Annotated in this window: 23 protein-coding genes; 1 reads left to right on the forward strand and 22 read right to left on the reverse strand. The window is 32.2% G+C overall.

Annotated elements, in window-relative coordinates; translation table 11 throughout:
• Positions 1-2 precede the first annotated feature (2 nt).
• The 8 genes from ABXT45_RS06580 to ABXT45_RS06615 form a co-directional block, all read right to left on the reverse strand.
• Positions 3-485, reverse strand: a complete 483-nt coding sequence (locus tag ABXT45_RS06580) for a hypothetical protein (protein ID WP_415313300.1) — start codon at positions 483-485, stop codon at positions 3-5.
• A 461-nt stretch (positions 486-946) separates the two neighbouring features.
• Positions 947-5,242 carry a PilC/PilY family type IV pilus protein gene (locus ABXT45_RS06585; RefSeq protein ID WP_415313301.1) on the reverse strand — a complete coding sequence of 1,432 codons (4,296 nt, stop codon included), beginning with the start codon at positions 5,240-5,242 and terminating at the stop codon, positions 947-949.
• Complete coding sequence (locus ABXT45_RS06590; protein ID WP_415313303.1) at positions 5,242-5,808, reverse strand: PilX N-terminal domain-containing pilus assembly protein; 567 nt, start codon at positions 5,806-5,808, stop codon at positions 5,242-5,244. The genes ABXT45_RS06585 and ABXT45_RS06590 overlap by 1 nt, the downstream gene beginning before the upstream one ends.
• Complete coding sequence (locus ABXT45_RS06595; RefSeq protein ID WP_415313305.1) at positions 5,805-6,575, reverse strand: PilW family protein; 771 nt, start codon at positions 6,573-6,575, stop codon at positions 5,805-5,807. The genes ABXT45_RS06590 and ABXT45_RS06595 overlap by 4 nt, the downstream gene beginning before the upstream one ends.
• Positions 6,572-7,033 (reverse strand): type IV pilus modification PilV family protein, encoded by a 462-nt coding sequence (locus ABXT45_RS06600; protein ID WP_415313306.1) that lies wholly within the window; start codon positions 7,031-7,033, stop codon positions 6,572-6,574. The genes ABXT45_RS06595 and ABXT45_RS06600 overlap by 4 nt, the downstream gene beginning before the upstream one ends.
• The gene (locus ABXT45_RS06605; RefSeq protein WP_415313308.1) at positions 7,026-7,703 is read right to left on the reverse strand and encodes a Tfp pilus assembly protein FimT/FimU; all 678 of its coding nucleotides are present in this window, start codon (positions 7,701-7,703) and stop codon (positions 7,026-7,028) included. Before ABXT45_RS06605 ends, ABXT45_RS06600 begins: the two co-directional genes overlap by 8 nt.
• Before the next feature lie 7 nt (positions 7,704-7,710).
• Positions 7,711-8,595, reverse strand: a complete 885-nt coding sequence (locus ABXT45_RS06610; RefSeq protein ID WP_415313309.1) for a type II secretion system protein — start codon at positions 8,593-8,595, stop codon at positions 7,711-7,713.
• On the reverse strand, positions 8,576-9,586 hold the full coding sequence (locus tag ABXT45_RS06615; RefSeq protein ID WP_415313310.1) for a type IV pilus twitching motility protein PilT: 1,011 nt from the start codon (positions 9,584-9,586) through the stop codon (positions 8,576-8,578). The genes ABXT45_RS06610 and ABXT45_RS06615 overlap by 20 nt, the downstream gene beginning before the upstream one ends.
• 91 nt (positions 9,587-9,677) lie before the next feature.
• Between ABXT45_RS06615 and ABXT45_RS06620 the strand changes: the two genes are divergently transcribed.
• Positions 9,678-10,049 carry a hypothetical protein gene (locus ABXT45_RS06620; RefSeq protein WP_415313311.1) on the forward strand — a complete coding sequence of 124 codons (372 nt, stop codon included), beginning with the start codon at positions 9,678-9,680 and terminating at the stop codon, positions 10,047-10,049.
• 2 nt (positions 10,050-10,051) lie between these two features.
• On the opposite strand, the gene ABXT45_RS06625 is transcribed toward ABXT45_RS06620, so the two are convergent.
• From ABXT45_RS06625 to ABXT45_RS06690, 14 genes are all read right to left on the reverse strand, one after another.
• On the reverse strand, positions 10,052-10,831 hold the full coding sequence (locus tag ABXT45_RS06625; RefSeq protein ID WP_415313313.1) for a prepilin peptidase: 780 nt from the start codon (positions 10,829-10,831) through the stop codon (positions 10,052-10,054).
• Entirely contained in the window at positions 10,828-11,037 is a 210-nt protein-coding gene (locus ABXT45_RS06630; RefSeq protein ID WP_415286315.1) for a hypothetical protein, read from the reverse strand. The genes ABXT45_RS06625 and ABXT45_RS06630 overlap by 4 nt, the downstream gene beginning before the upstream one ends.
• A 287-nt stretch (positions 11,038-11,324) precedes the next feature.
• The gene (lpdA, locus tag ABXT45_RS06635) at positions 11,325-12,725 is read right to left on the reverse strand and encodes a dihydrolipoyl dehydrogenase (protein ID WP_415313314.1); all 1,401 of its coding nucleotides are present in this window, start codon (positions 12,723-12,725) and stop codon (positions 11,325-11,327) included.
• Positions 12,726-14,003, reverse strand: a complete 1,278-nt coding sequence (odhB, locus tag ABXT45_RS06640) for a 2-oxoglutarate dehydrogenase complex dihydrolipoyllysine-residue succinyltransferase (protein ID WP_415313315.1) — start codon at positions 14,001-14,003, stop codon at positions 12,726-12,728. It abuts the gene before it with no gap.
• A gap of 2 nt (positions 14,004-14,005) precedes the next feature.
• On the reverse strand, positions 14,006-16,909 hold the full coding sequence (locus tag ABXT45_RS06645; protein WP_415313317.1) for a 2-oxoglutarate dehydrogenase E1 component: 2,904 nt from the start codon (positions 16,907-16,909) through the stop codon (positions 14,006-14,008).
• 34 nt (positions 16,910-16,943) lie between these two features.
• Positions 16,944-17,819, reverse strand: coding sequence for a succinate--CoA ligase subunit alpha (sucD, locus tag ABXT45_RS06650; RefSeq protein ID WP_415313318.1), 876 nt, complete (start codon positions 17,817-17,819; stop codon positions 16,944-16,946).
• A 1-nt stretch (position 17,820) separates the two neighbouring features.
• Positions 17,821-18,981: an ADP-forming succinate--CoA ligase subunit beta gene (gene sucC, locus ABXT45_RS06655; RefSeq protein ID WP_415313320.1), complete on the reverse strand. Its 1,161-nt coding sequence runs from the start codon at positions 18,979-18,981 to the stop codon at positions 17,821-17,823.
• 3 nt (positions 18,982-18,984) lie between these two features.
• On the reverse strand, positions 18,985-19,947 hold the full coding sequence (mdh, locus tag ABXT45_RS06660) for a malate dehydrogenase (protein WP_415313321.1): 963 nt from the start codon (positions 19,945-19,947) through the stop codon (positions 18,985-18,987).
• A 7-nt stretch (positions 19,948-19,954) separates the two neighbouring features.
• Entirely contained in the window at positions 19,955-21,448 is a 1,494-nt protein-coding gene (locus ABXT45_RS06665; protein ID WP_415313322.1) for a CoA-acylating methylmalonate-semialdehyde dehydrogenase, read from the reverse strand.
• A 24-nt stretch (positions 21,449-21,472) separates the two neighbouring features.
• Positions 21,473-22,246, reverse strand: a complete 774-nt coding sequence (locus ABXT45_RS06670; protein ID WP_415308234.1) for a succinate dehydrogenase iron-sulfur subunit — start codon at positions 22,244-22,246, stop codon at positions 21,473-21,475.
• On the reverse strand, positions 22,246-24,018 hold the full coding sequence (gene sdhA / locus ABXT45_RS06675; RefSeq protein ID WP_415313324.1) for a succinate dehydrogenase flavoprotein subunit: 1,773 nt from the start codon (positions 24,016-24,018) through the stop codon (positions 22,246-22,248). The genes ABXT45_RS06670 and sdhA overlap by 1 nt, the downstream gene beginning before the upstream one ends.
• Positions 24,015-24,344 carry a succinate dehydrogenase, hydrophobic membrane anchor protein gene (gene sdhD, locus ABXT45_RS06680; RefSeq protein WP_415313326.1) on the reverse strand — a complete coding sequence of 110 codons (330 nt, stop codon included), beginning with the start codon at positions 24,342-24,344 and terminating at the stop codon, positions 24,015-24,017. The genes sdhA and sdhD overlap by 4 nt, the downstream gene beginning before the upstream one ends.
• 1 nt (position 24,345) lies before the next feature.
• Complete coding sequence (gene sdhC / locus ABXT45_RS06685; protein WP_415313328.1) at positions 24,346-24,729, reverse strand: succinate dehydrogenase, cytochrome b556 subunit; 384 nt, start codon at positions 24,727-24,729, stop codon at positions 24,346-24,348.
• Positions 24,719-25,726, reverse strand: a complete 1,008-nt coding sequence (locus tag ABXT45_RS06690) for an aspartate-semialdehyde dehydrogenase (protein WP_415313329.1) — start codon at positions 25,724-25,726, stop codon at positions 24,719-24,721. The genes sdhC and ABXT45_RS06690 overlap by 11 nt, the downstream gene beginning before the upstream one ends.
• Between the last annotated feature and the right edge of the window lies 1 nt (position 25,727).

The raw sequence follows: 25,727 nt of genomic DNA on the forward strand, positions 1-25,727 counted from the left end.
ACTTAATTTTTTAACTTTTGATTGAAAGAAGTTTTTAAAAACTGCTTTAAGTTTATTCTCTTTTTTTTTTGAGAAGTACTGCCAGGTCCTGGCGTTTCAACTTTTGAATTAGAGAATTTTATATTTTTTAACTTATCTAACATACTTAATCTCAAACCTTCTTTAGGTTTTTCTTCAATAATCTCTTTTTCAGTTGCTATTGCTTCTTGTGGTTGCTCTAAATTAATTTCTGAAGTATTTTTTGGTTGATCCACAGTCTGTTCGTTATTATTTTCTTCAACTTTAACTTCTAATTGTAAATCATCGAACCATTTCTCTAAAATAGGAATTGCTTCTTCTAAATTAGCTGTTCCAGATGAGCTTACTTTTTGTTTTCCATTAATAAATGTTCTACCTACATAATTATGTGACTTTAATTCGCCTTTATATTTATCTTGGCGCACATAAATGTGTAATTTTCCATTTTTTTTATGAATTGTTTCCATGAAGTATAATTTTTACAAATTTTCACTCAATTAATGAAAACTCTAACACAAAACACCCCTTCTAAAACTACCGAAGAACAACAGCACTTTTCATTTAGTGCTTTTAAAATTAGGATTTAATTAACTATTAAATATTACTACCAAATTATATTTGTTTAATTTCTGCTAAAAATAATTGTCATAATATTTTGTGTTAGACTTGTAAGATTTTGTGTTAGATAATTATCTATTTGTGTTAGATACAAAAAAATGGAATAAATAATTAAAAAGTAAGTAATACTTCATTTAGCTAATCTCACTTTTTTTGTGTTAGAGTTAATTGTGTTTGTGTAAGACTTTATTTTATTTGTGTTACAGTTTTAAATTATTAAGCTATTTTATAAACTCAATAAAACATAGCTTTTTTAAAATGATGATATTTTGTGTTAGAATATTAATATTGTGTTAGAGTTTTTTATCTTCTAATAGTTTTCTTTCCAACTCTCAAGCTGAACTGCTCCTGATGATGCTTTTGCCTTAGATTTACCAGTAATTAGGTTATCTTTAGAGGTAAACCCTGCAATATTTTTATTAGCCTCTCCAGCTAGGCCAATATATAGGTTATCTCCCTGTTTTACTACTTTTGAGAGAACTCCTTTACCCATATTGACATTTAGCACTGAATTTCCACATTTGGTATCAAATGCCATTAATATAGCACTTCCAGTGCCACATTTGTTATTTGCAGGACTTGGCTCATATATGGGGAAATATACCCTATCTTTATCAACAGTTGGTTCTGCTGTTAGTTTTTGTGACTTTTGAAGGTCTACATACCAACCTAAATCAGTTCCTCCTGGGCAAACTGGTGCTGTTTTACACATAGAAACATTTCCAGTTGGGTTAACTTTAACAAAGTTGGGAAAATTCTTATCTTTTATTCCATAAAGTCTATTTTTAACTTGAGACGACTGAGTCTGGAGCTTTTGAGTGTTTCCAGTACCAAAATATAACCATAAATTGTTATCATTGTTAATTGTAACTTCAGGTCTTGTGTAAATATATCTTCCATTGGCAGAAGTTGCCTCTGCAGTAAACAATGTGGTTTGATGTACCTCTTTATCGGATGCAACTGGGCGCACTATTGAATTGTAGGTAGAACTATTTTGGTCTGTATCTATGACAAAAGCCTCCGTTAAATTAATCTTGGTTACTTTTCCCTCTAAGTCTGTAGCATAAATCATTGCACCATTATAATTTGCTTTATTAGTGCCATCTGCGGTAATCACACTTAAATCAGCAGGCAATGAATTAACTATATCATTTTTTTCTCTTATAAATTTAATTTGAATAGGGTTACGAGACACATCTGAGTCAAAATTAACTTCTGTTACAGTCTTCACATTGCCTGTGCCAGAAAATGTTAATGTATTTCCAATATGTGGAACTGTTTCAAAACTCATAGACTCACCATTAGTTGGATTAAATTGAACTTGATTACCAAATATACTGGATACCTCAAACTTTCTACAGTTACTTCTGTTACCGTAAAAATATTGGCCTGTACCAGTGCAGACTAACTGGCTTGACCAAGCATAATCATAAGCAGCCTCATCCTTTATATCAATTACTTTTAATAATCGTCCTTCATCCTCTAAGTCCATTACAAATACTGCTGAACCTACATTTGGATTAACAGCGCCATTATAACCTCCACCAAATACTGCAACCCATTTATCTTTACCATCAACTTTAATTCTAATAATTTTAGGTGTTGACCATGCTTCACCTAATTTTCTATAATCATATTTTGGATCAATAGATCCTCCTGCATAACCAAATTCATTTTTAAATCTATTAGATCCCCAATGTTGAATTACTTTATTAGATTCATCATTACTTATTGCGAAGAGATGAGTTGGACTATTCGGATTTGTAATATCAATTGCATACAAACCATTGCCACCTGCTCCAAGCCCTCCTAATAATATAGTTCGCCATCTCGGGTTAGTTGTTCCATCGTTTGGTGTATCATCAAAGTAGATATCTTTAACAACAGGAGAGCCATCAATACCATAAATAGCATTTGTCGAATTAGCCTTACTTGACGGGATCTTTTCGAGGTTCCCTAAAACGTTTGGTGGAATATATCCCCACAACTCTTCTCCATTTGATACATCAAGCGCATGAAGGATACCATTATTAGCTCCCGCATAGACAATTTCTTTTCTATTAGCACACGGGCCCCCACAACTTGCTCCATTTTTAAAATTATTATAGTTATTTTGTAATCGGTAATAAGAATCTTTCTTCTGAGAGTTAATTGAGCCATCATCTGTCGCTGGTGCTTCTGGTTTTCCAACAATAATTAAATCAGAATGGTAAATATCTGCAAGTTTATGGATAGATTCAGTTTTATTATTATCGCCATCTTGATCATAAGTATCAATTCCTCTTATAAAGTTTATTAAATTTTCAACTTCAGTGTCTGTTGGTGACTGACTTGGAAACATTCTTGATTTTAAAGAGTCTCTGTTGGATGTGGTAAAATTATTTATGCCTGTGCTAATTTCTGGTGTCCATATATTTCTTGATGATGCACTTTTAGCGTTTAATTTATCTGCTGCATCCCACTGAACTGCGCCAAAGCTACCATTACTATTTAATTTATACTTTTTTAAACTACCTTTCCATTGCATGTTTTTTGCATATTCAAATGTGGATTGGTAAACAAAATTATTTCTACTCACATCAGACATCACTGCTGGTGTAGTAAAGGTTAGTCGACCTGATATAGCCTGTTTAATAGCATCAGTTAATTTTGCTAACAACTCTGTTTCATTTGCAGCGTATAGTGGTTTAACGGTTCCACCTGCTGTAGCTAAAGTACTATAATTTGAATTAGCTCCGCCAAGCGCAAAACCCACTGCAAAAGTTTTCATATTATAAGCTACTCTAATTTGATTAGCAGTACTGATAACTGAGCTATGACCACTCCAATACCCATCACTAATTACAATTAAAAAATTTAGAGAGCAGGTTAAATTCCAGTCTGGAACTTGGCCACTGGTAAAATAATTTCTTGCATTATTCATTGCCGTTCGAAGATCTGTACCTCCACTTGCATAAACACCATCTACATTTGAATAAATTTCTTTAGCACCAGTATCACTAATCTTAACTCTAATCTTGTGTCTGGTTCCCCATTCCATTAAACCAAAGTTAGCCCCTGATGTTAAATCAGTATTAGAAACTATTTTTTTAATTACTTTTTTTGCAGCAGATAATCGTGTACCTGCTCCACCACCATAGGTGGCTGTCTCACTCAAATTTGTGTCGTATTGCCTAACAGCATAATTATAAAAGTCAGTTACATAAATTTTATCATTACTATCTACATGCATTCCATAGGGGTATCTAAATCCTGAAGAAGTTGAATAAGATCCTGTTTTTGCTTGATAAACTAAGGATGAATTGAATTTCTGAATTCTATGATTGTATAAATCTAATGCGTAAATATTCCCACTACTGTCGTAACCTGCATCTACAGGAGTTCTAAAATATCCATTAGATGACGAATACCCATAGCTACTTTGTCTTGCATAGGTCAGTTTAGCTCCTGAAACTGTAAATTCTGATATTCTATGTCCATTAGTGCTTACAGCTATCATTCTATCTCCTGCACCATTCAGAGCCATTCCCCAAATGTAATTAAGATGTCCTGAACTGAACCTTAGTCTTTCAACTATATTCATGCTACTTCTTGAATATACTTCCATATCTTGCCCAGTACTGCCTACAAATACATACTGACTATTTACAGCGATAGCATGTGGCTGATTACGACTAAATGCTTGTTGTCGCAGACACTGACCAGTTAAACTCATCACTAAAGTTCTTCTTCCATAAGTATCTGCTAAAAAAATTTCATCATTATAGATTGTAAATTGTCTTGCATATCTCCACTGATTACAGCCATAGCCATAGCTTCCAAAACTTCTTAAATAAGCGCCCGAACTATCAAAAACTTTAATTCTAGTATTATAATATTCCATTACATAAACGTTACCTGAACTATCCGTTGCAACATCTAATGGGTAATAAACTTGTACTGATGCATATAATTTTGCACTCATACTGCCTGAATTGTCCAGCATGATTAAAATATTAGCTGGAATATCTGAAGTTCCTGTACCAGGAGGTGGATTTTTAGCTTGTGCTTGAAAGCTAAATATTAAAAATAGACTGATAATTACTGCTGAGAAGTCTAACCATTCCCCCACCTTTGCATTATATTCTGCCATACCAGCAGAATAAAGTTTGCTCGTAATATCTATAATTTCTGCATAACCATCATGAATATCTGTTTTTATATACTCAATAGTATCATTACCCGACTCCCAAAAATAATTTCCTCTCCATCTACTTTTTGGCACACCTTCTGGAAGATTAAAGCTGCCATACCTACCCATTGCATAGTCCATCAACTTACTATCTTTCATGTTTGGTCGATAAAGTTGAATTCGTGTTAGTTTATTTTCTATGTATAAATAAATAACAGATGTTCCATAAAGGTTTTGGTCATTCTTACATAAATCTTCCATTGGAATAATTAAACTTTCACCACCAAAGCGGTCAGGCATTAAAAGTGGTTGCATTGGCTCAAGTTTTACATTTTCTTTAGGACTTCCAAAATTTGCTATTTTAAAGTTGCAAGCTAATGCGTTTGCTTGCGCTAGTAGAAGAAATCCAAATAAATAAAGTATAAATCTATTCATTAGTTTATTAACGTTACCACGGCTTCTAGTGGAACTATAATGTTACTTTGAGCGCTGCATTTATCCTTAGATTCATTACATCCACATGAATAAATCGTGTACAGCGTGTTATTTGTTCCTGATTTTTTCTTAGCTGATGAATTGTTACCATTAACGTCTGGACTATAAGCTATAAAATATTCAAAACTAAACTTACTCAATCTTGTTGCTTCAGCACCCGATGCAGTGATTACTTCATTCAATGATTTTCTTCCTAAGATAATTCCAGTTGAATTTCTTAAATTAGGAAAAAAGGATGCTTTACAAAACTTCAAGTCTCCATCTAGATTTGTTTGAGAAGAGCCTGTTATTATACTGGTATTATCTACCATATATTTCTTAGCAACTGAAATTCCGCTCTCTGCAGCATAAAATACTTGTTGGCTTGTATCTTTATCTGTATTTGCTTTATGCTCTCCTGAGGTAATTGTAACTAAAGTTGCTCCCATAATCGTCATCACCACCAACAATAATAATGCTAATGGTAAAGCAAATCCCTTTTCGTTTTTTTTAAATTTATTTTTCATTTATTATAAGTTGATGTTTGTCCTATACTGGTTCCTGTTTGCTCAGATATAGCTACATGTTTTGCTAAATTTCTAGTGTGTACACTGACAAAAAAAGTTTCTCGATGATACTTGTCGCTAAAAGATAAAGAATTTAAGTCATTTTTAATAACAAAGCTCTTTTGTTTGGCATGAACTTCTTTAGAAGACTCGATAGTTAAATAAATCTCTACAGTATGAACTTTTTTCATATTTGTTCTAGCTACTGTAGAGGTGTCGCCAACATCAGTTAATTCTGCCCCTTCCTTATTTCTAAAAACTATTTGAAAATCTGCAATATTCGGCACAAATTCTGAATCACGAGTAATTGAACCAAAAACAGATTTTCTACTCAAGTACATTCTATTAGTATTGGTGCCTTGATATTTATTATTAACATATTTTTTGGGGCTATATTCAATTTGCACTCTTTCAGTTGGAGAGGTTGTGTACCAAATGATTAACTTATCAAATTTATTGTCTAAATAGTTTTTAGTTAAACCAATTAACTTTGTGTCTTTATCACTTCCTGAATAATTAATATCGATATATCCAGCATTTCTCAAATCTTTAGTAATAATTGATAGAGCTTCTCTAGCAGAATTATTAATGGCTGCTTTTTGTGAAACAGATTTATAAGATTTATTAAAATAGCCATATGATGAAAATGCTGCAGCAATACTGATAATACCAATCACTATTGCAACCAATACTTCTGCTAATGTAAATCCAGAGTTTTTATTTTTCATTTAACAACAACTCCTAAATATTTTTTTCTTTTACCCGTACCAGTTAAAAAATTAACTCTTCCAGTAGTATTTTTTGTACCTACATTTACAAAAGTTTTTTTAGTATCACCCGTTTTACAACTTGGTTTTTTGTCTTTATTATTAACTTTTATGTAATTTTTTTCTGATAGTTTATTTCGCCACTTATCTTTCATTTTGTCATAAAGATTGGATCCTCCTTTATTAGCATAACCACAAGTTTCACTAAAACTTCCATACTTAGATGCATTGTCAGGATCACCAATCATATCTTCCATTACCATTTCAGATAAATAGTTAAGCTTATTTTTTTCAGTGGCTCTATCCATTGAGTTAATTGTAAAAGCTGAAAGCTGCATAATAGCAATAAAGCCAATACCAATTATTACTATACAAACTAAAGACTCTATTAATGAAATACCTCTATTAGATCTAACCATCTATTTTTATCCAACTGTTTTTTTTCTTATTTTTTTTATAAACTTTTATATTTTGAAAATTATCTGAATTAATCTTGTACATATAATCAAAATTAGCATTATACTTACAGCTATTTTGAGTTGAGTTTGATTTAGAACAGAAAACAAACATGTCAACATTTTGACCTGTACTTGGATCCTGATCGGCCTTTCTGACTCCCATATATTTAATAGTTCCATCTTTTGTAATACATATAACTGATGAGCTGGGGTTATGTGCTCCATTTGGATAAACGTGAACACTACTATCATTGCTGGAAACACTTAATTTTAATGTTTCAAGACTTCTGTTTCTGACAAATCCAGATTGTCTCCATCCACTATCACATTGCTTATTTGTTTTATAAGAATTGTTTGAACTTACACTGTGATAGGTGTTAGAAAAATTTTCTGGGCTCATAGTGTAAACCTCTAAGTTTGGTTTTAAATGAAGTTGAGTCATGCCATATTTACCACTTGTAACTTCAGTTTTTCTTTCCTTAATAAAAGCAACAGTTTCATAAACTTCTTTTTTGACTTCACGATCTGTAATCCAGCTCATAATATTTGGATATGCAATTGCAGTAAAAACGCCCATAACAGCTAGAACAACTAACAACTCTATAATTGTAAAGCCCCTACTTTTATTCATAAAAATTTTAAGGAACTGCTTTTCTGTTAGCTATACTTTCTCCAGCTTTATAAGTAACTCCTGAATTTAAAACTGTGTATGTGTTATTTGAAAAATTATATTTACAATTTCCACCATTACACGATGATGCAATATTTCCACTTGCTGATGCACCTTCAGCCATAACCCATCTCCATTTACTTCCAACTCTACCAGGATAAATTTTGTTTCCATTGGCGTCTGTTGTGTACCAATTAGGCATTGTACCATTAAAACAGTCTGCATTACACGCATGACCTCCTCCGCCTGATAACATATTACCATTTTCGTCAACTATAATTCCAGCTCCTGGTCCACCATGAGGCGGTTTGTAAGTATAAATAGTTTGCTTAGAACCACTCGATGCAGAAGCTGAAGAAGCACAAGTATAAGCAACAGAAGTAGTTTTAGTTTTAGAATAATTTTCTGACCAACCAGAGCTAACTAATGATGTGTGTTTTTTCTTCTTCTTAATTGATGCATAAGCAACATTATATGAACCTACTTCTTTTTCTGTTATTGCAATGGATCCAGATGTGCAAACATCTGATTGTGCAACTTTTTGGGTTTTGTCATAAGGATTTTTAAGGCCTAAGCTATTAACATAGTTATTGATAGTCCCTGTTGATGGCCGGTTAGTTGAATTACAATTGTGTGAATTAAATATTTTAGAACCTTTGTCTAATTTGCATTTAGCAAATTCGCTTTCCATGTTATTAACAATTTTTGTATGATTAGCTTTTGTGGCAGTTTCTTTAGCAGCAGATGTGTAACCATTATAAGCAACCACTCCTGCTCCTGATAAAATACTAATTATTGCCATCACAACAAGTAGTTCAATTAAGGTAAAACCTTTAACTATTTTTTTCGGCACTTGAGATAACTCCTCTACTAATTAAATCTTCAATTGATTTATCCATAGTCATCATCCCTTCACGCTGGCCTGTTTGCATAACACTTGGAATTTGATGAATTTTTGCTTCACGAATTAAATTCTTGATAGGAGCATTACAAACCATAACCTCAAACGCACCTACTCGTCCCGTTCCGTCTTTTTTCTTAAATAACTTTTGAGTGACAACCATGTTTAACGATTCTGCTAGTTGTGCTCTAATTTGTCCTTGCTGTTCTGGAGGGAAAACATCAATTATTCTATTTACAGTATTAGGTGCTCCACTTGTATGCAAAGTGCCAAAAACTAAATGACCTGTCTCCGCTGCTGTTAAAGCCATACCAATAGTTTCAAGATCTCTTAACTCACCCACAAGAATAACATCCGGATCTTCTCTTAACGCAGCTTTTAACGCATGAGTAAAACTTTCAGTTTGTTTTCCAACTTCTCTTTGGGAAACTATACTTTTTTTATCTTTATGAATAAATTCTACCGGGTCTTCAATAGTTATAATATTTGATGGTCTAGACTCGTTGATTTGATTAATGATTGCAGCTAATGTTGTCGATTTTCCTGAACCCGTTGGTCCTGTAACTAACACCAAACCTTTATGAGCATCTAGTAAACTAAATAATATTTGAGGAAGGTTTAGATCTTCCATTAATGGAATTTTAGTCTCAACTCTTCTTAATACAGCAGCAAGTCCATTTAAGGTTTTATAAAAATTAGCTCTAAATCTTAAGTCTCCTAAAATAACCGCAGTATCTAATTCATTTTTAGTTTCAAATTTTTTTATTTCTTCTTCTTCACAATTATTTTTTAAAAGATCAGTTAAGTCTTTATCAGTAATTTTACTTTCAGGTACAATTATAATATCTCCCATAAGTCTATAGGATATGTCCGAACCTCCTCTTAAATGAAAATCAGATATATTCTTATTTTCTTTTGCCAAAACATTAACTTTATCTATCATTTTTAAATGATAACCCTTTAAATCTAACAAAAAAACTGTTGAAATTTGGTATGTTATTTTGTTACCAGTGCTATACGGTAGATTTAACCGTATGTCTGATAACGAAATAGAATATAAAACAGAAAAATATCTTGAAGAGTTTTATGATTTAAGTGATACGGCAGATATAAAAGGTTTTTACTATGAGACCAGATTGCACTCTGTAATAGTTTTAGAAATTTCCCTAGCAAGTTTTAATAAAAATCATCCTGTAAGTTTTGAATATCTCTGTGAAACCATTCCAAAGAAATTGGGGAAAAGAACAACCATACAAACTATTTTAAACGAAGGTTTAAGAAAAGGTTATTTTTTAAAGACATTAAATGAAAAAGATAAAAGAATAAAATTTTATACTCTAGAAAAAAATTCGCTTGAAATTATAAATCAATGGTGGATTGCCCGAAAAAACTTTTCGAATCCATAATCTTAAGCTTTCAAAACCAAGTTATATAAAAGCTCTCCATATAAAAAGTATATTAAGCTACCTAAGATAATGTGTGGCCCAAAAGGTATTTGGGATTTAAGGTTTATTTTTTTATTAACCAAAGAAGGTGCAACATAAAGTAATCCTAGTATTGAAGCGGCAAAGAGAACAAAAGGTACTGCTTGCCAACCAAATAATAGACCTATACCTGCCATCAATTTAGCATCACCTAAGCCCATGCCTTCAATTTTTTTTATTACTTTATAAATATAAATAATAGTCCAAATAGAAAGGTAACCGATCATTCCTCCAATAATTGATTGATTAATATCATAAATAAAACTTACATTAATATTGGGTAAAAAGTTTTTAGATATTGCTAAAAACATTAGAGTAAAGCTTAAACTATCTGGAATGATAAAATGTTCTAAATCGATAAAAAATATAATTAGGTATAATAGAAATAATAAGCTCAAAAAAACAATTGAAATATAATTAGTATAGCTTAAAAAGATCAATACAAAACTAGCCCCACAAATACTCTCAACTATAAAATATTTTAATGAAATATTTTTATGACATTTTCTACATTTACCACTTAATAATAAATAAGAAATTAATGGTATATTATCAAGCCACTGTATTTTTTTTTTACATTTGGGGCAAAAGGATCGTCCAGTTATCGTTTGTTTATTTCTCGGCAATCGGAAAATACAAACGTTAGCAAAACTTCCCAAACAAATTCCAATAAAAAAAACTAAAATTAAATTAAAAACAATCAAGATTTAAATATATTTTTAATTGCTTCAGGTTTCCAAATAAATACAAATAAATATGGGGCTAATGCTGGAACGATACCAAACCAGATCCATTCATCTAATCTAAAACTTTTGTCACCTCTTGCATATAAACCGTTGGCCCAAACTAAATAACCCACAACTATTATCCAAACTAGAGAAATTGTTAGGTATATTTTTGAATACTTCATAAAGATAAATTATCACTACACAGTAACGATTATCAATATTTTAAAGGTGTCAAAATTTAACACTAATAATTGTTATTGATAAAATACACCCTAGAGCGAAACAACAATACACTCATGAACCAAGAATGAACCAAGAGCATTTCTGGGTTTGAACCAAGAATGAACCAAGAAATATCCTAACACGCTCTAACAAATACAACGCCAAGTGAGTCCACAAAAGGTGAACACTCTTTAAAAGCACAGTATTTGTAAATGCTTTAGAATATAGGTTTAGAGATAGAAATTAATTAAGAGTGTATTGCTCTTTTATCTACTGATAAAGCTGCTTCTTTTACAGCTTCTGAGAATGTTGGATGTGCATGACATGTTCTTGCGATATCTTCAGCACTAGCACCAAACTCCATTGCAACTCCAATTTCTCCAATTAATTCACCTGCATGAGGTCCAATAATATGTGCTCCTAAAACTCTATCTGTTTTTTCATCAGCTAGGATTTTTACAAAACCTTCTGCTTCATCAATTGCTTTGGCTCTTGAATTTGCCATAAATGAAAATTTACCAATTTTGTATTTTATATTTGCTTTTTTTAATTGCTCTTCTGTTTTTCCAATTGAAGCAACTTCTGGTGTTGTGTATACAACTCCAGGAATAATATCATAATTAACATGTCCTGATTGTCCTGCGATATTTTCTGCAACTGCAATACCTTCGTCTTCAGCTTTGTGAGCTAGCATCGGTCCATCAATTACATCTCCAATAGCATATATATTCTTAATATTTGTTTGAAATGCTTTGTCAGTTTTAATTCTTTTCTTTTCATCTAACTCAACACCAATTGCTTCTAAATTTAAGTTAGTTGTATTGGGTTTTCTACCAACAGATATAAGAACCACATCACAATCAAAATCTACTTTTTTTCCGTCTTTGTCAGACGTTGAAACACTAGCTCCATTGGTGTTTTTAGTAATTCCCTCTACTTTAGTTTGCATGTGGAAGTTAATTCCTTGTTTCTTTAATATTTTCATAAACTCTGTAGATATTTCTCTATCCATACCAGGAGTAATATGATCTAAAAATTCAACTACATGCACTTCTGCACCTAATCTAGACCAAACAGATCCCATCTCTAATCCTATGTAACCACCACCGACTACAACCATTTTTTTTGGTACAGTTTCTAAAGTTAATGCTCCTGTTGAGGATACAATTATTTTTTCATCAAATTCAATTCCTGGTAATGTGGTAGGAACAGATCCTGTGCTAATTACAGTTTTATCTGCTTCAATTATAGTTTCTTTTTTTTGATCATTTAATATTGAGATTTTATTTGCAGATTTAAGGCTTCCAGTGCCCTTAAAATAAGTGACTTTATTTTTCTTAAATAAAAATTCTACACCTTTAGTCAATATTGTTACTGCTTTATCCTTATTTTGCATCATTTTTTGAAGATTAAGTTTTACCTCACCCACTTCTATGCCAAGTTTAGAAAAATTTTGTGCTTTATGATAATTTTCAGAAATATTTAATAAATTTTTAGAAGGTATACAACCAACATTTAAACAAGTTCCACCTAATGAACCTCTTGATTCTATACATGCTGTTTTAAGTCCCAATTGTGCCAATCTTATTGCACAGACATAACCTCCTGGACCACCACCTATTACAACTGCTTGAAATTTATCTGACATTTAAATATTTAAAAATAACCTTCTTGGATCCTCTAAGTTTTCTTTAACCATTTTTAAGAATGATACCGACTCTTTTCCATCTATAATTCTGTGATCATAAGACAAGGCAAGATACATAATAGGTCTAATTTTAATCTCACCATCAACTACTATTGGTCTTTCGACTATATTATGCATACCTAGCACGCCAGATTGAGGTAAATTTAATATTGGAGTAGATAACATTGAGCCATAAACTCCACCATTACTAATTGTAAAGGTTCCACCCTGAAGGTCTTCTATGGTTATTTTTCCATCTCTTGCTTTTTCAGAAATAGTTTTAATATTTTTTTCGATATCAGCAAATGATAATTGATCAGCATCTCTTAATACTGGTACTACTAATCCTTTTTCAGTTCCTACTGCAAAACTCATATTATAATAATTTTTATAAATAATTTCATCTCCATCAATTTCAGCATTAACTGATGGATATATTTTTAGTGCAGCAACACATGCTTTTACAAAAAATGACATAAACCCTAATTTAATTCCATATCTGCCTTGGAAATCTTCCTGGTTCTCTTTTCTCATTTCCATTATGCCAGTCATATCTACTTCATTAAAGGTTGTTAATAATGCTGCATTTTCTTGTGCTTGTTTTAATCTTTTTGCAATTGTCTGTCTAAGCCTAGACATTTTAATTCTCTCTTCTTGACCATATTTAATTTTTCTTTCCGATGGCTGTGGGTTTTCTCCCATCATACTAATTATGTCACCTTTAAGAATTCTACCCTCTTTACCAGAGCCGCTAACTTTTTTTAAATCAATTTTATTTTCAACTACAATTTTTCTTACAGCAGGTGAAAGTATTTCATTATTTTTATTTGAAGAATCAGTTTTCTTTTCTTTAACCTCATTGGTTAATATTAAAGGTTCTTCCTCTTCAGGTTCTTTAAAGACTTTAGGAGCTTCTTTTTTAATTTCTAAATTAACTACATTATTTTCAGTTTTTTTAGGTTCAATTTTTGTAATTATTTTTTTTTCAGATGGTTGAGTTCCATTTTGACTTATCGTACCAAGAAGAGCTCCTACTTCTACGGTTTCACCATCTTTTGAATTTATTTCAGATAAAACTCCATCTATGGGAGACGGAACTTCTAAATTAACCTTATCAGTTTCTAGTTCTACAATTGCCTCGTCAGCTGCAACTGTATCACCCTCTTGCTTAAGCCACTTAGCGACTGTCGCCTCAATAATACTTTCTCCTAGAACTGGTACTAAAATTTTTTCACTCATTTTTATTCAAAAACCTTGTTAATAATTTCTTGCTGTTGTGAAATATGCCTTTTTGCAAACCCTGTTGCAGGAGATGCATCTGGACTTCTTCCTATATAAGAAATTTCCTTATTATTAGCGTTAATAGTTTCTAATGTCCATTGTATATAGTCCCTCACAGAGAACCATGCTCCCATATTTTTTGGTTCTTCCTGGCACCAATAAAATTTAGCATTTTTTGCATACTTTTTGATTTCTTTAACTAAACTTTTAACTGGAAAAGGATAAAGTTGTTCAACTCTGTACAACACTACATCATCCTTTTTCAATTTCTCTCTAGCATCTAGTAGATCAAAATAAACCTTTCCTGAACATAGAATTACTTTTTTAATTTTTGAGCTTTCTTTTAATCTTATAAATCCATTTTCTTCATCTAGTGCATGATCCCATAAAATTCTGTGGAAAAATGTATCTTTATCAAAGTCTTCTATATTTGAAACACAATGCTTGTTTCTTAATAAAGATTTTGGAGTCATTATTATTAAGGGCTTTCTAAATTCTCTATGCATTTGACGTCTTAAAGCATGAAAATAGTTTGCTGGTGTTGTACAATTTACTACCTGCATATTATCATTAGCACATAGTTGTAAAAACCTTTCTAGTCTTGCTGAAGAGTGCTCTGGTCCTTGGCCTTCATAGCCATGAGGCAGAAGCATTACTAACCCAGATGCCCTTGTCCATTTTCTCTCTCCAGATGCAATAAATTGATCTATTACTACTTGTGCGCCATTTGCAAAATCACCAAATTGTGCTTCCCACATTGTTAGGGTGTTTGGCTGAACTAAACTATAACCATATTCAAAACCTAAAACTGCTAATTCTGATAAAAAACTATCTACTATTTCATATCGTTTTTGAACTTTTGAAATATTATTTAGCGGAACATATCTGGAGTTATCTTCTTGATTTCTTAGAACTGAGTGTCTTTGACTAAACGTTCCCCTTCCTGAATCTTGTCCAACTAATCTCACTGGATAACCTTCTTCTAATAATGAGCCAAATGCCAAAGCTTCAGCTGTTGACCAATCTATACCTTTTCCATCTAATACTGATGCTCTTCTTGTATTTAAAATTTTAATTATAGTTTTGTGTAAATTTAATTCCTCTGGTGTTGAATTAATTTTTTCTGAAATTTCCAAAAGTTTTTTCTGTTCAAAACCACTTACACCCCTTTTATCTTTTCCTTTTTCTGGTTTATATCTTGACCAACTTCCCTCATACCATTCAATTTTTGGCTTATAATCTTTTGCATTTTTATATTGATCATCTAGTAAGCTTTTAAATTCAGTTTTAAACCTTTTAAGTTCATCCCCTGAAAGTGTATTTTCATTTATTAATTTGCTTCCATATACTTCTACTGGTGTAGGGTGTGATCTAATTTTTTTATACATTAATGGTTGAGTAAATGAAGGTTCATCTCCTTCATTATGACCAAACCTTCTGTAGCAGATTATATCAACAACAACGTCTCTGTTAAATTTTAATCTAAATTCTGTTGCAATTCTTGTCGCATAAACAACTGCTTCTGGGTCATCACCATTTACGTGAAGTATTGGGGCATCTACCATTTTTGCAACATCTGATGGATATGGTGATGATCTTGCAAACCTTGGGCTTGTAGTAAAACCTATTTGATTATTAACAATAAAATGAATTGTTCCACCTGTATTATGGCCAGGTAAGCCAGACATTGCAAAACATTCAGCCACAACACCTTGGCCTGCAAATGCTGCATCACCATGTATTAAAATAGGTAAAACTTTATTTCTTTCTTTATCTTCATGAAAAAATTGTTTTCCTCTTGTCTGTCCTAATACAACAGGATTAACTGCTTCTAAGTGTGAAGGGTTATCTGTAAGACCAACATGTATAGAATTTCCATCAAATTTTCTATCCGACGATGCTCCTAAATGGTATTTTACGTCTCCCGCTCCTTCTTCTCCTGTTGATTGAACGTCTCCCGCAAATTCATTGAATATTCTTTTGTATGATTTTTGTAAAACGTTTGCTAGCACATTGAGCCTACCTCTGTGAGACATTCCAATTTTAACTTCTTTAGCTTCTGATTGACCAGCAATTTTAATAATTTGTTCTAAAGCTGGGATTAAGCTTTCTCCCCCATCTAGTCCAAATCTTTTTGTACCAACATATTTTGTATGTAAAAATTTTTCAAATCCCTCAGCTTGAATAAGTTTATTTAAAATAGCTTCTTTACCATTCTTCGTAAATTGAAGAAAGTTCTCATCCTGCTCAATTCTATCTCTCAGCCATTTTCTTTCAGTTGGGTTTGATATATGCATGTATTCATAACCAATTGGCCCACAATAAGTTTTGTTTAAAAAACTTAATATTTCTTTTACAGTAGAGTGCTCTTTATTTATCACACCATCTAAATAAATTTTTTCATTATAATTTTCTTTTTTGAACCCGTAATATTCAGGATGTAATTCATCTAAATACTCCGTTTTCATCATTCCAAGTGGGTCAAGCTTTGCTAATAAATGTCCCCTTTGTCTATAGGCTCTAATTAATGCAACAGCTCTAATTGAGTTAAGATTGCTTTTGATTAAATCTTTTGAATTAACTTTTGCATCATCACTTGCATTAGAAATTTTTTTTTCATCTTCTTCGATCCTTTTTTCAATTTCATCAATATCAATTTTTTGTTTAATACCCCATGATGGTCCATTAATTTCCTTAGCAATCATGCTTAAATCTTCACCTATACCCTCAAAGTAATGCTGCCAACTTTCAGGAAGATCTTTGTCTTTATTGATAAATTTTAAATACATTTGTTCTATAAATGTACTATTTGATTTACTAAGAAATGACGTTTTTTCGAATTCGAGATTTTTTGATGATGACATCTATTTTATTGATATAATATCAGAAAAATAATTTTCAATTAGATAATTTATTAAATAATGTTTTACCTAGCTCAGATGGCGATTTTGCAATTGTAATCCCACATTCTTCCATTTTTTTAATCTTATCTTCTGCTCCACCCTTACCACCTGAGATAATAGCTCCTGCGTGCCCCATAGTTCTTCCAGGGGGTGCTGTTATTCCAGCTACAAATCCAACTATAGGCTTTTTTATTTTGTGGTTTTTAACAAATTCAGCTGCTTCTTCTTCTGCAGAACCACCAATTTCTCCTATCATAAGAATAGATTCAGTCTCATCATCATTTAAAAATAAGTCTAAACAATCAATAAAGTTTGTTCCATTTATTGGATCTCCACCAATACCTATACAAGTGGATTGTCCTAACCCGTTTTCAGTTGTTTGTGCAACTGCTTCATAAGTTAAAGTTCCAGATCTTGAAACAATTCCCACAGAACCTTTCTTGTGAATATTTCCAGGCATAATTCCAATTTTACATTCATCAGGAGTAATTATTCCTGGACAATTAGGTCCTATCAATCTGCTTTTTGAATTATTTAGTTTTTGTTTAACACGAAGCATATCTTGAATTGGTATACCTTCAGTAATACAAACTATAAGCTCGATAGATGCATCAATAGCTTCTATTATAGCTGCTGCTGCAAATTTTGCTGGCACATAAATCATGGTTGCATCAGCACCAACTTCTTTTTTAGCTTCAGCTACAGTATTAAATACTGGACGTTCAAGATGTTTTTGTCCTCCTTTTTTGGGAGTAACTCCACCTACAAGATTTGTTCCATATTTTAATGCTTGTTCAGAATGAAAAGTACCATGTGCACCTGTAAAACCTTGACATATAACTTTTGTATTTTTATTAATTAAAACTGACATTCTATTTTATAGCCTCTACTATTTTTTTTGCAGCATCATCTAAATTTTCTGCTGAAATTAATTTTAATCCTGAATTATCTAAAATTTCTTTTCCTTCTTTAAAGTTTGTTCCTGCAAGTCTAACTACTAAAGGAACGCTTATATTTATCTCTTTAGCAGCATCAACAACACCTTGAGCAAGAACATCACATCTCATTATTCCACCAAAAATGTTTATTAATATGCCTTTAACGTTTTTATCTGAAAGAATTATTTTTAACGCAGCAGAAACTTTTTCTTTTGAAGCTCCACCACCAACATCTAGAAAATTTGCTGGCTCTTCACCATATAATTTAATTATATCCATTGTTGCCATTGCTAAACCTGCTCCATTAACCATACAACCAATACTTCCATCTAATTTTATATAAGCAAGATCATGTTTGCTCGCTTTTATTTCTGCAGGATCTTCTTCATTTAAATCTCTTAACTCTATAATTTCAGGATGTCTAAATAGCGCGTTAGAATCAAAATTAACCTTTGCGTCTAAGCAGATTATATTCTTTTCTTCAGTTAATATTAATGGGTTAACCTCAACCATATTAGCATCTGTACCTATAAACATACTATATACTGATTTAATTAGTGCTATTGCTTGTTTTTTAGCATCATCGGTTAAGCTATAAATTTTAATTATCTTCTCACAATCAGCATCTGAAATTTCATTAACAATATCTACTTTTGTTGTTATAATTTTTTCAGGTGTTTTATCCGCAACCTCTTCAATATCCATTCCACCTTGATCGCTGGAAATAAATACAATTTTTGAACTAGCTCTGTCAATTAAGCAGGATAAATAAAATTCTTTATCTATATTGGAAGATACTTCCACGTATAATCTTTTTACCTCTCTGCCTTCAGGGCCAGTTTGGTGTGTTACAAGTGTTTTTCCCAATAATTCTTTTGCTGCAGCGCCTAGCTCTTCAATAGTATCTAAAATTTTTACACCTCCTGCTTTACCTCTTCCACCAGCATGGATTTGTGCTTTCAATACAAACTTTTCTGTTTTTAATGATTTTGCTTTTTCAAGCAATTCATCAACTGTGAAACCAAAAACACCTTCAGGCACAACTGCCCCATATTTTTTTAGGATTTTTTTTGCTTGGTGTTCATGAATATTCATGATTTATTTAGATAGATCTGGATCTATTTTTGATGCAGCTTCCCATAATGCTTTCACAGCATCTATCGAGTGCATAAATTCTTTTTTTTCTTTTTCATCCAAATCTATTTGCTCTATTTTTTCAACACCCTCTTTGCCAATTATTACTGGTACACCAGCATAAACATTGCTAACTCCATATTCTCCATTTAAATGAACTGCACATGGAAGTAATTTTTTTTCATCTTTTAAATATGCTTCTGCCATCTGCACTCCCGAAGCTGCTGGCGCATAAAATGCAGAACCTTTTTCTAAATATTTAACAATCTCAGCTCCTCCATCTCTAGTTCTTTGGTTAATTTCTTCTAATCTTTCTGGGGATATTTTTCCTTCTTTAACTAAGTCTAGTAATGGTTTACCTGAAACTTTTGTCAATCTTGGCATGGGAACCATTGAGTCTCCATGACCTCCCATAACCATTGCTTCAATTTCTTTTACAGGAACACTTAACTCTAGAGATAAAAATAATTTAAATCTTGAGCTGTCTAAAATTCCTGCCATTCCAACTACTTTATTTGCTGGTAAGCCTGAAAATTTTTGAAAGGCCATCACCATGACGTCTAACGGATTAGTGATACATATAACAAATGCATTGGGTGCATTTTTTTTAATGCCTTCTGCTACTTGCTTAATAATTTTTAAATTAATACCTAGTAAATCATCTCTGCTCATTCCTGGTTTTCTTGGGACTCCTGCAGTGATTATTATTACATCTGAATCTTTTATATCTTCATAATTGTCTGTACCTGAAAATTTCACATTAAAACCATCAACGGAGGAAGATTGAGCTATGTCTAGAGCTTTTCCTTTAGCTATGCCACTTGCAACATCAAAAAGTACCACCTCATCAGCCACTTCTTTAGTTCCTATTAAGTGAGCAAGAGTGCCCCCAATTTGACCTGCTCCTATTAAAGATATTTTTTTCATTTTTTCCTTATTTCATTGTTGGCATGACAAATTCTGCATTAGATCGTATTCCAGAAGGCCATCTTGATGTTACTGTTTTAAGCTTTGTATAAAATTTAATTCCTTCAGCTCCATGCATTGCACTATCTCCAAATAATGATCTTTTCCATCCACCAAAACTATGGAATGCCATTGGTACAGGTATTGGAACATTAATCCCAACCATACCAACTTGAATTTTACTAGCAAACGTTCTTCCAGCATCACCATCTCTTGTGTAAATGCTTACTCCATTACCATACTCATGATCATTAATTAGTTTTGTTGCTTCTTCAAAAGTTTTAACTCTTATGACTGATAAAACAGGTCCAAATATTTCTTCTTTATAAATTCTCATATCTTTTTTAACATGGTCAAATAAACAACCACCTATAAAGAAACCATTTTCATATCCTTGAAGTTTTATATTTCTTCCATCAACAACTAATTTGGCACCTTCTTCAACTCCAAGATCAACATAACTTTTTACTTTTTCTAAATGTTCTTTTGTAATTAGTGGACCCATCTCAGTTGTTTTATCCATACCAGGTCCTACCTTTAATGCTTCAGCTTTTTTTGATAAACGGGCAACTAACTCATTACCTATATCACCTACAGCTACTGCTACTGATTGCGCCATACATCTTTCACCTGCTGAACCGTATGCAGCACCCATTAATCCATTTACCGCACCATCAAGGTCACAGTCAGGCATTACTACTAAATGATTTTTTGCACCACCTAAAGCTTGAACTCTTTTTTCATTTTTTGCAGAATTTTCATAAATATATTTTGCAATTGGTGTTGAGCCTACAAAGCTTACAGCTTTGATATCTTTGTTTATTAAAATTGCATCAACAGACTCTTTATCTCCATTAACAACATTAAAAACACCATCTGGTAGTCCTGCTTCTGTTAGCAATTCTGCTAATCTTAGTGGACAAGATGGGTCTTTTTCTGATGGTTTTAAAATAAATGTATTTCCACATGCAATAGCTAAAGGGAACATCCACATCGGTACCATCGCTGGAAAATTAAAAGGTGTAATACCAGCAACAACTCCAAGAGGCTGACGCATAGACCAGCTATCAACATTTGTTCCTACATTCTCTGAAAATTCTCCTTTAAGTAAATGTGGAATTCCACATGCAAACTCAACTACTTCTAGTCCTCTTGTTAAAGAACCTTTGGCATCTTCATAAACTTTACCATGTTCTGAAACTATTAATTTTGTAAGTTCATCGGTATTTTTTTCTATTAACTCTTTAAATTTGAACATCACTCTTGCTCTTTGAAGGGGAGGTTTTTGTGACCAAGTTTCAAAAGCTTTTTGTGCAACTTCTACAGCCTGGTCGAGATCTGCTTTATTAGCCAGTCTTACCTCTGACTCTTGTTCGCCTGTTGCGGGGTTAAAAATTTTGCTTTTTCTGTCAGATGAGCCTGAAATTAGCTTTCCACCAACAAAATGTTCTAATAAATTCATGAATGGTGTTATTTAAAGGGGTAATTAGCTTGTTGCAAGCATTTTTTTCAATTCAGCTATGGCTTTTGCTGGATTTAATCCCTTAGGACAAGCATTGGTGCAATTCATAATAGTATGACATCTATACAACTTAAGTTCATCAGCTACTTTTTTTAATCTCTCTTTTCTTTCATCATCTCTACTATCTACTATCCACCTATAAGCTTGAAGCAAAACTGCAGGACCTAAAAATTTATCCTCATTCCACCAATAGCTTGGACAAGAAGTGGAGCAACATGCACACATGATACATTCGTATGCACCATCTAATTTTTTTCTATCTTTTTGAGATTGAATAATTTCTGTAGTTTCAACTTTTGTATTTGTTTTCAACCAAGGCTCAATTGATTCGTATTGTTTATACAATCCACTTAAGTCCCCAATTAAATCTTTTTTAACTTTTAGATGAGGTAGTGGATAAATATTTATATCTCCTTCAATTTCTGAGTGAGGTTTTGTACATGCTAAACCATTTTTACCATCCATATTCATTGCACAAGATCCACAAACACCATGTGCGCAAGATCTCCGATAAGCCAATGATGGGTCAATTTCGTTTTTAATCTTATTTAAAATATCTAATACTTTTGAAGGACAGTTATCCATATCAACTTCATAAGTATCCTCTCTTGGGTTTTCTCCATTTGAGGGATCCCATCTATAAACATTTACTTTTCTGATATTTTTTGATCCAGTTTTATCCTGATAATAGATACCTTTTTGAACTTCTGAATTTTTAGGTAAATTTATTTGAACCACTAATAAACTCTTTCTTGTGGTGGAAAGTATTGAACTTCATTTGTTAAAGTTGTTTTAGTAACTGGTCTATAGCCAATTTTTGAATCTTTTCCATTGCACCAAGCAATAGTGTGTTGCATAAATTTTTCATCATCTCTTTTTGGGAAATCTTCTCTTGCATGTGCACCTCTACTCTCTTGTCTATTATAAGCGGAGTCCACTGTTGTAATTGCCTGTCTTATCAAATTATCAAACTCCAATGTTTCCACTAAATCGGTGTTAAAAACAAGCGACTTATCTTTTACAGAAATTGATTCCATTCCATCGTATGCTTTTCTAATATCATCAACACCCTCTTTAAGTGTTTTTTCTGTTCTAAAAACAGCACACTTTGATTGCATAGTTTTTTGCATTGAAAGTCTAAGTTCTGCAGTACTATTTTCACCATTAGAGTTTCTTAATTTATCAAATCTTTCTAAGCATTTTTCTGTTTCAGTCTCTCCTATATCCTCGTGTGGAGTTCCTGGTTTTACAAGTTCTGCAGCTCTTCTAGCTGCAGCTCTTCCAAATACAACTAGGTCAATTAAAGAATTAGACCCTAATCTATTCGCTCCATGAACAGAAACACAGGCAGCCTCACCAATTGCCATTAATCCTGGAACTGTTTCAGAATCGTTTCCTGTTAATACTTCGGCTTTATAATTTGTTGGGATACCTCCCATATTGTAATGAACAGTGGGAACTACAGGTATTGGCTCTTTAGTTACATCAACATTTGCAAATAATCTTGCTGCTTCAGTTATTCCTGGAAGTCTACTTTCAATAATACTTTTGTCTAAATGACTTAAGTGTAAGTGAACATGATCCTGTTCTTTACCCACACCTCTTCCTTCATTAATCTCAATTGACATTGATCTACTTACTACATCTCTAGATGCTAAGTCTTTAGCTTTTGGTGCATAACGCTCCATAAATCTTTCACCTTTTGAATTAACTAAATAGCCCCCTTCTCCTCTAACACCTTCAGAAATTAAAGTTCCATGTCCATAAATTCCTGTTGGGTGAAATTGTACAAATTCCATATCTTGTAATGGTAAACCTGCTCTTAAAACCATTGCATTTCCATCTCCAGTACAAGTGTGTGCTGAAGTTGCAGAATAATAAGCTTTTCCATAACCACCTGTTGCAATTATTGTACTATGAGCTCTAAATCTATGAATTGTTCCATCATTTAAATTCCAAGCAATAAGACCTTTGCATTCACCATCTTTCATTAATAAATCTAGAGCGAAGTATTCAATAAAAAATTCAGTGTTATGTTTTAAAGCTTGTCCATAAAGGGTATGAAGTATTGCATGTCCAGTTCTATCTGCGGCTGCGCATGTTCTTTGAACAATTCCATTGCCATAATTTTTTGTCATTCCACCAAAAGGTCTTTGGTAAATTTTACCATCATCAGTTCTACTAAATGGAACTCCATATTTTTCTAATTCTATAACAGCTGCTGGAGCTTCTTTACAAAGATACTCTATACTATCTTGGTCACCTAACCAGTCAGCACCTTTGACAGTATCATACATATGCCAACGCCAATCATCTTCGCCCATATTCCCTAAAGATGCAGAAATTCCTCCTTGAGCAGCAGAGGTATGACTTCTTGTTGGAAATACTTTTGAAATACAGGCTGTCTTTAAACCAGCTTCACTTAAACCAACAGCAGCTCTTAAGCCTGAGCCTCCTGCACCAAGTACGATAACATCGTATTCATGATCTATAATTTTATATGAACTCATGTATTTAAATTAAATATTATTATAATTGTAATTAAGGGAATTATTATAGCAAATATATTCAAAGTTTTGTTTGCGACATTTTTGATTTTTTCATCCTGTATATAATCTTCAAATACCTCACTAATACTTAAAGCTGAAAAAAAATAGGCAAAAACTAACAACAAAGAAACTAAAAATTTAGATGGCTGATTTGAAAAAAAATTAACAATATCAACATAATCTTTATTGAAAACTGAAACTAAATTTAAAATAAACCATGTCATTAATGGTATCAACACCACAGAACTTACTCTCATTAATAGCCATTTTTTAGTCACGTTATTCATACTAAATAAATTGCTTTCCAATTAAATAAATTAAAATTGTTAAAAAAAATGAACCAATGATCACGATTAAACCCGTTATCTTTGTTACTTTTAATTCAAATCCATATCCTAGGTCCATAATTAAATGTCTTATTTCACTTAATATCTGGAAACTAAATGACCATGTTAAACCTAAAATTATGAATTTTCCTAAAATAGAATTTAAAAATACCTTAGTAAACTCATAACTATTTTCACCTAGTAGTAAGGATGCAATCCAAAAACAAATTATTGTTATGGCAGCTATATTTATTATTCCTGTAATTCTATGTGAAATAGATACTAAAGAAGATATATGCCATCTGTAGATCTGAATATGTGGTGATAAAGGATTATTATTTTCCATTAAGATTATTTTTAATTAAAGTTTCTGCAATTTCAACAGCATTCAATGCCGCTCCTCTAAGTAAATTATCAGAAACAATCCATAAGTTTAATGAATTCTTGTTAGTTTTATCTTCTCTTATTCTTGAAATATAAGTTTCGTCTCTACCTTCTGCTTCAATTGGAGTACTATATCCTCCATCTTCTCTTTTATCGTAAACTTTACAGCCCTTTGCTTTACTAAGAGTGTCTCTAACTTTTTCTAAAGAAAATGATTTTTCAAATTGAATATTTACTGACTCCGCATGAGAAACCATAACTGGAACTCTTACACATGTTGCTGTTAATTCTATTTTGTCACCAAGAATTTTTTTAGTTTCATTAGTCATTTTTAATTCTTCTTTAGTATAACCATCACCTGCAAAAACATCGATGTGAGGAATGGCATTAAAAGCGATTTGTTTAGTAAAATTTCTAGGTTTAATTTCTTTATTTTCTAGAGATGATTTAGTTTGTTCTATTAGTTCATCCATAGGGTCTTTGCCACCACCTGAAACAGACTGATATGTCGAAACAACTATTCGTACAATATTGAATAAGTCATGTAACGGTTTAAGAGCAATTACTAACTGAGCTGTTGAACAATTAGGGTTAGCAATTATATTTTTTTTCATACTCTTAATTGCTTCTGGATTTACCTGTGGAACAATTAATGGCACATCAGGATCCATTCTAAAAAAACTAGAATTATCTATAACTATTGAGTGCCTTGCTGCTTTTAAAGCATATTGTTCCGAAATTTTTCCACCTGCCGCAAAGAAAGTAATTTTAATTTTTGAAAAATCAAATGTTTCAAGGTTAAAGACCTCATGTTCTTTGCCACTAAAATCTATTTTTTGACCAACACTTCTTGGTGAAGCAACTAAAAATAGTTCTTTTATAGGAAGTTTTTTTCTCTCTAGAACTTCGAGAATTTTTCTTCCAACATTACCTGTGGCTCCTACAATTGCTATATTCATG

This window comes from Candidatus Pelagibacter sp. Uisw_106 (assembly GCF_047724975.1).
Lineage (GTDB): Bacteria > Pseudomonadota > Alphaproteobacteria > Pelagibacterales > Pelagibacteraceae > Pelagibacter.

Excerpts from the sequence above, each read along its gene's own strand:
- sdhC (WP_415313328.1), bottom strand. The coding sequence starts at position 24,729 with ATGGAAAATAATAATCCTTTATCACCACATATTCAGATCTACAGATGG.
- ABXT45_RS06580 (WP_415313300.1), bottom strand. The coding sequence starts at position 485 with ATGGAAACAATTCATAAAAAAAATGGAAAATTACACATTTATGTGCGC.
- ABXT45_RS06690 (WP_415313329.1), bottom strand. The coding sequence starts at position 25,726 with ATGAATATAGCAATTGTAGGAGCCACAGGTAATGTTGGAAGAAAAATT.
- ABXT45_RS06630 (WP_415286315.1), bottom strand. The coding sequence starts at position 11,037 with ATGAAGTATTCAAAAATATACCTAACAATTTCTCTAGTTTGGATAATA.
- ABXT45_RS06590 (WP_415313303.1), bottom strand. The coding sequence starts at position 5,808 with ATGAAAAATAAATTTAAAAAAAACGAAAAGGGATTTGCTTTACCATTA.
- mdh (WP_415313321.1), bottom strand. The coding sequence starts at position 19,947 with ATGAAAAAAATATCTTTAATAGGAGCAGGTCAAATTGGGGGCACTCTT.
- ABXT45_RS06615 (WP_415313310.1), bottom strand. The coding sequence starts at position 9,586 with ATGATAGATAAAGTTAATGTTTTGGCAAAAGAAAATAAGAATATATCT.
- ABXT45_RS06595 (WP_415313305.1), bottom strand. The coding sequence starts at position 6,575 with ATGAAAAATAAAAACTCTGGATTTACATTAGCAGAAGTATTGGTTGCA.
- sdhA (WP_415313324.1), bottom strand. The coding sequence starts at position 24,018 with ATGAGTTCATATAAAATTATAGATCATGAATACGATGTTATCGTACTT.
- sdhD (WP_415313326.1), bottom strand. The coding sequence starts at position 24,344 with ATGAATAACGTGACTAAAAAATGGCTATTAATGAGAGTAAGTTCTGTG.
- lpdA (WP_415313314.1), bottom strand. The coding sequence starts at position 12,725 with ATGTCAGATAAATTTCAAGCAGTTGTAATAGGTGGTGGTCCAGGAGGT.
- sucC (WP_415313320.1), bottom strand. The coding sequence starts at position 18,981 with ATGAATATTCATGAACACCAAGCAAAAAAAATCCTAAAAAAATATGGG.
- ABXT45_RS06620 (WP_415313311.1), top strand. The coding sequence starts at position 9,678 with ATGTCTGATAACGAAATAGAATATAAAACAGAAAAATATCTTGAAGAG.
- ABXT45_RS06645 (WP_415313317.1), bottom strand. The coding sequence starts at position 16,909 with ATGTCATCATCAAAAAATCTCGAATTCGAAAAAACGTCATTTCTTAGT.
- odhB (WP_415313315.1), bottom strand. The coding sequence starts at position 14,003 with ATGAGTGAAAAAATTTTAGTACCAGTTCTAGGAGAAAGTATTATTGAG.
- ABXT45_RS06665 (WP_415313322.1), bottom strand. The coding sequence starts at position 21,448 with ATGAATTTATTAGAACATTTTGTTGGTGGAAAGCTAATTTCAGGCTCA.
- sucD (WP_415313318.1), bottom strand. The coding sequence starts at position 17,819 with ATGTCAGTTTTAATTAATAAAAATACAAAAGTTATATGTCAAGGTTTT.
- ABXT45_RS06605 (WP_415313308.1), bottom strand. The coding sequence starts at position 7,703 with ATGAATAAAAGTAGGGGCTTTACAATTATAGAGTTGTTAGTTGTTCTA.
- ABXT45_RS06585 (WP_415313301.1), bottom strand. The coding sequence starts at position 5,242 with ATGAATAGATTTATACTTTATTTATTTGGATTTCTTCTACTAGCGCAA.
- ABXT45_RS06600 (WP_415313306.1), bottom strand. The coding sequence starts at position 7,033 with ATGGTTAGATCTAATAGAGGTATTTCATTAATAGAGTCTTTAGTTTGT.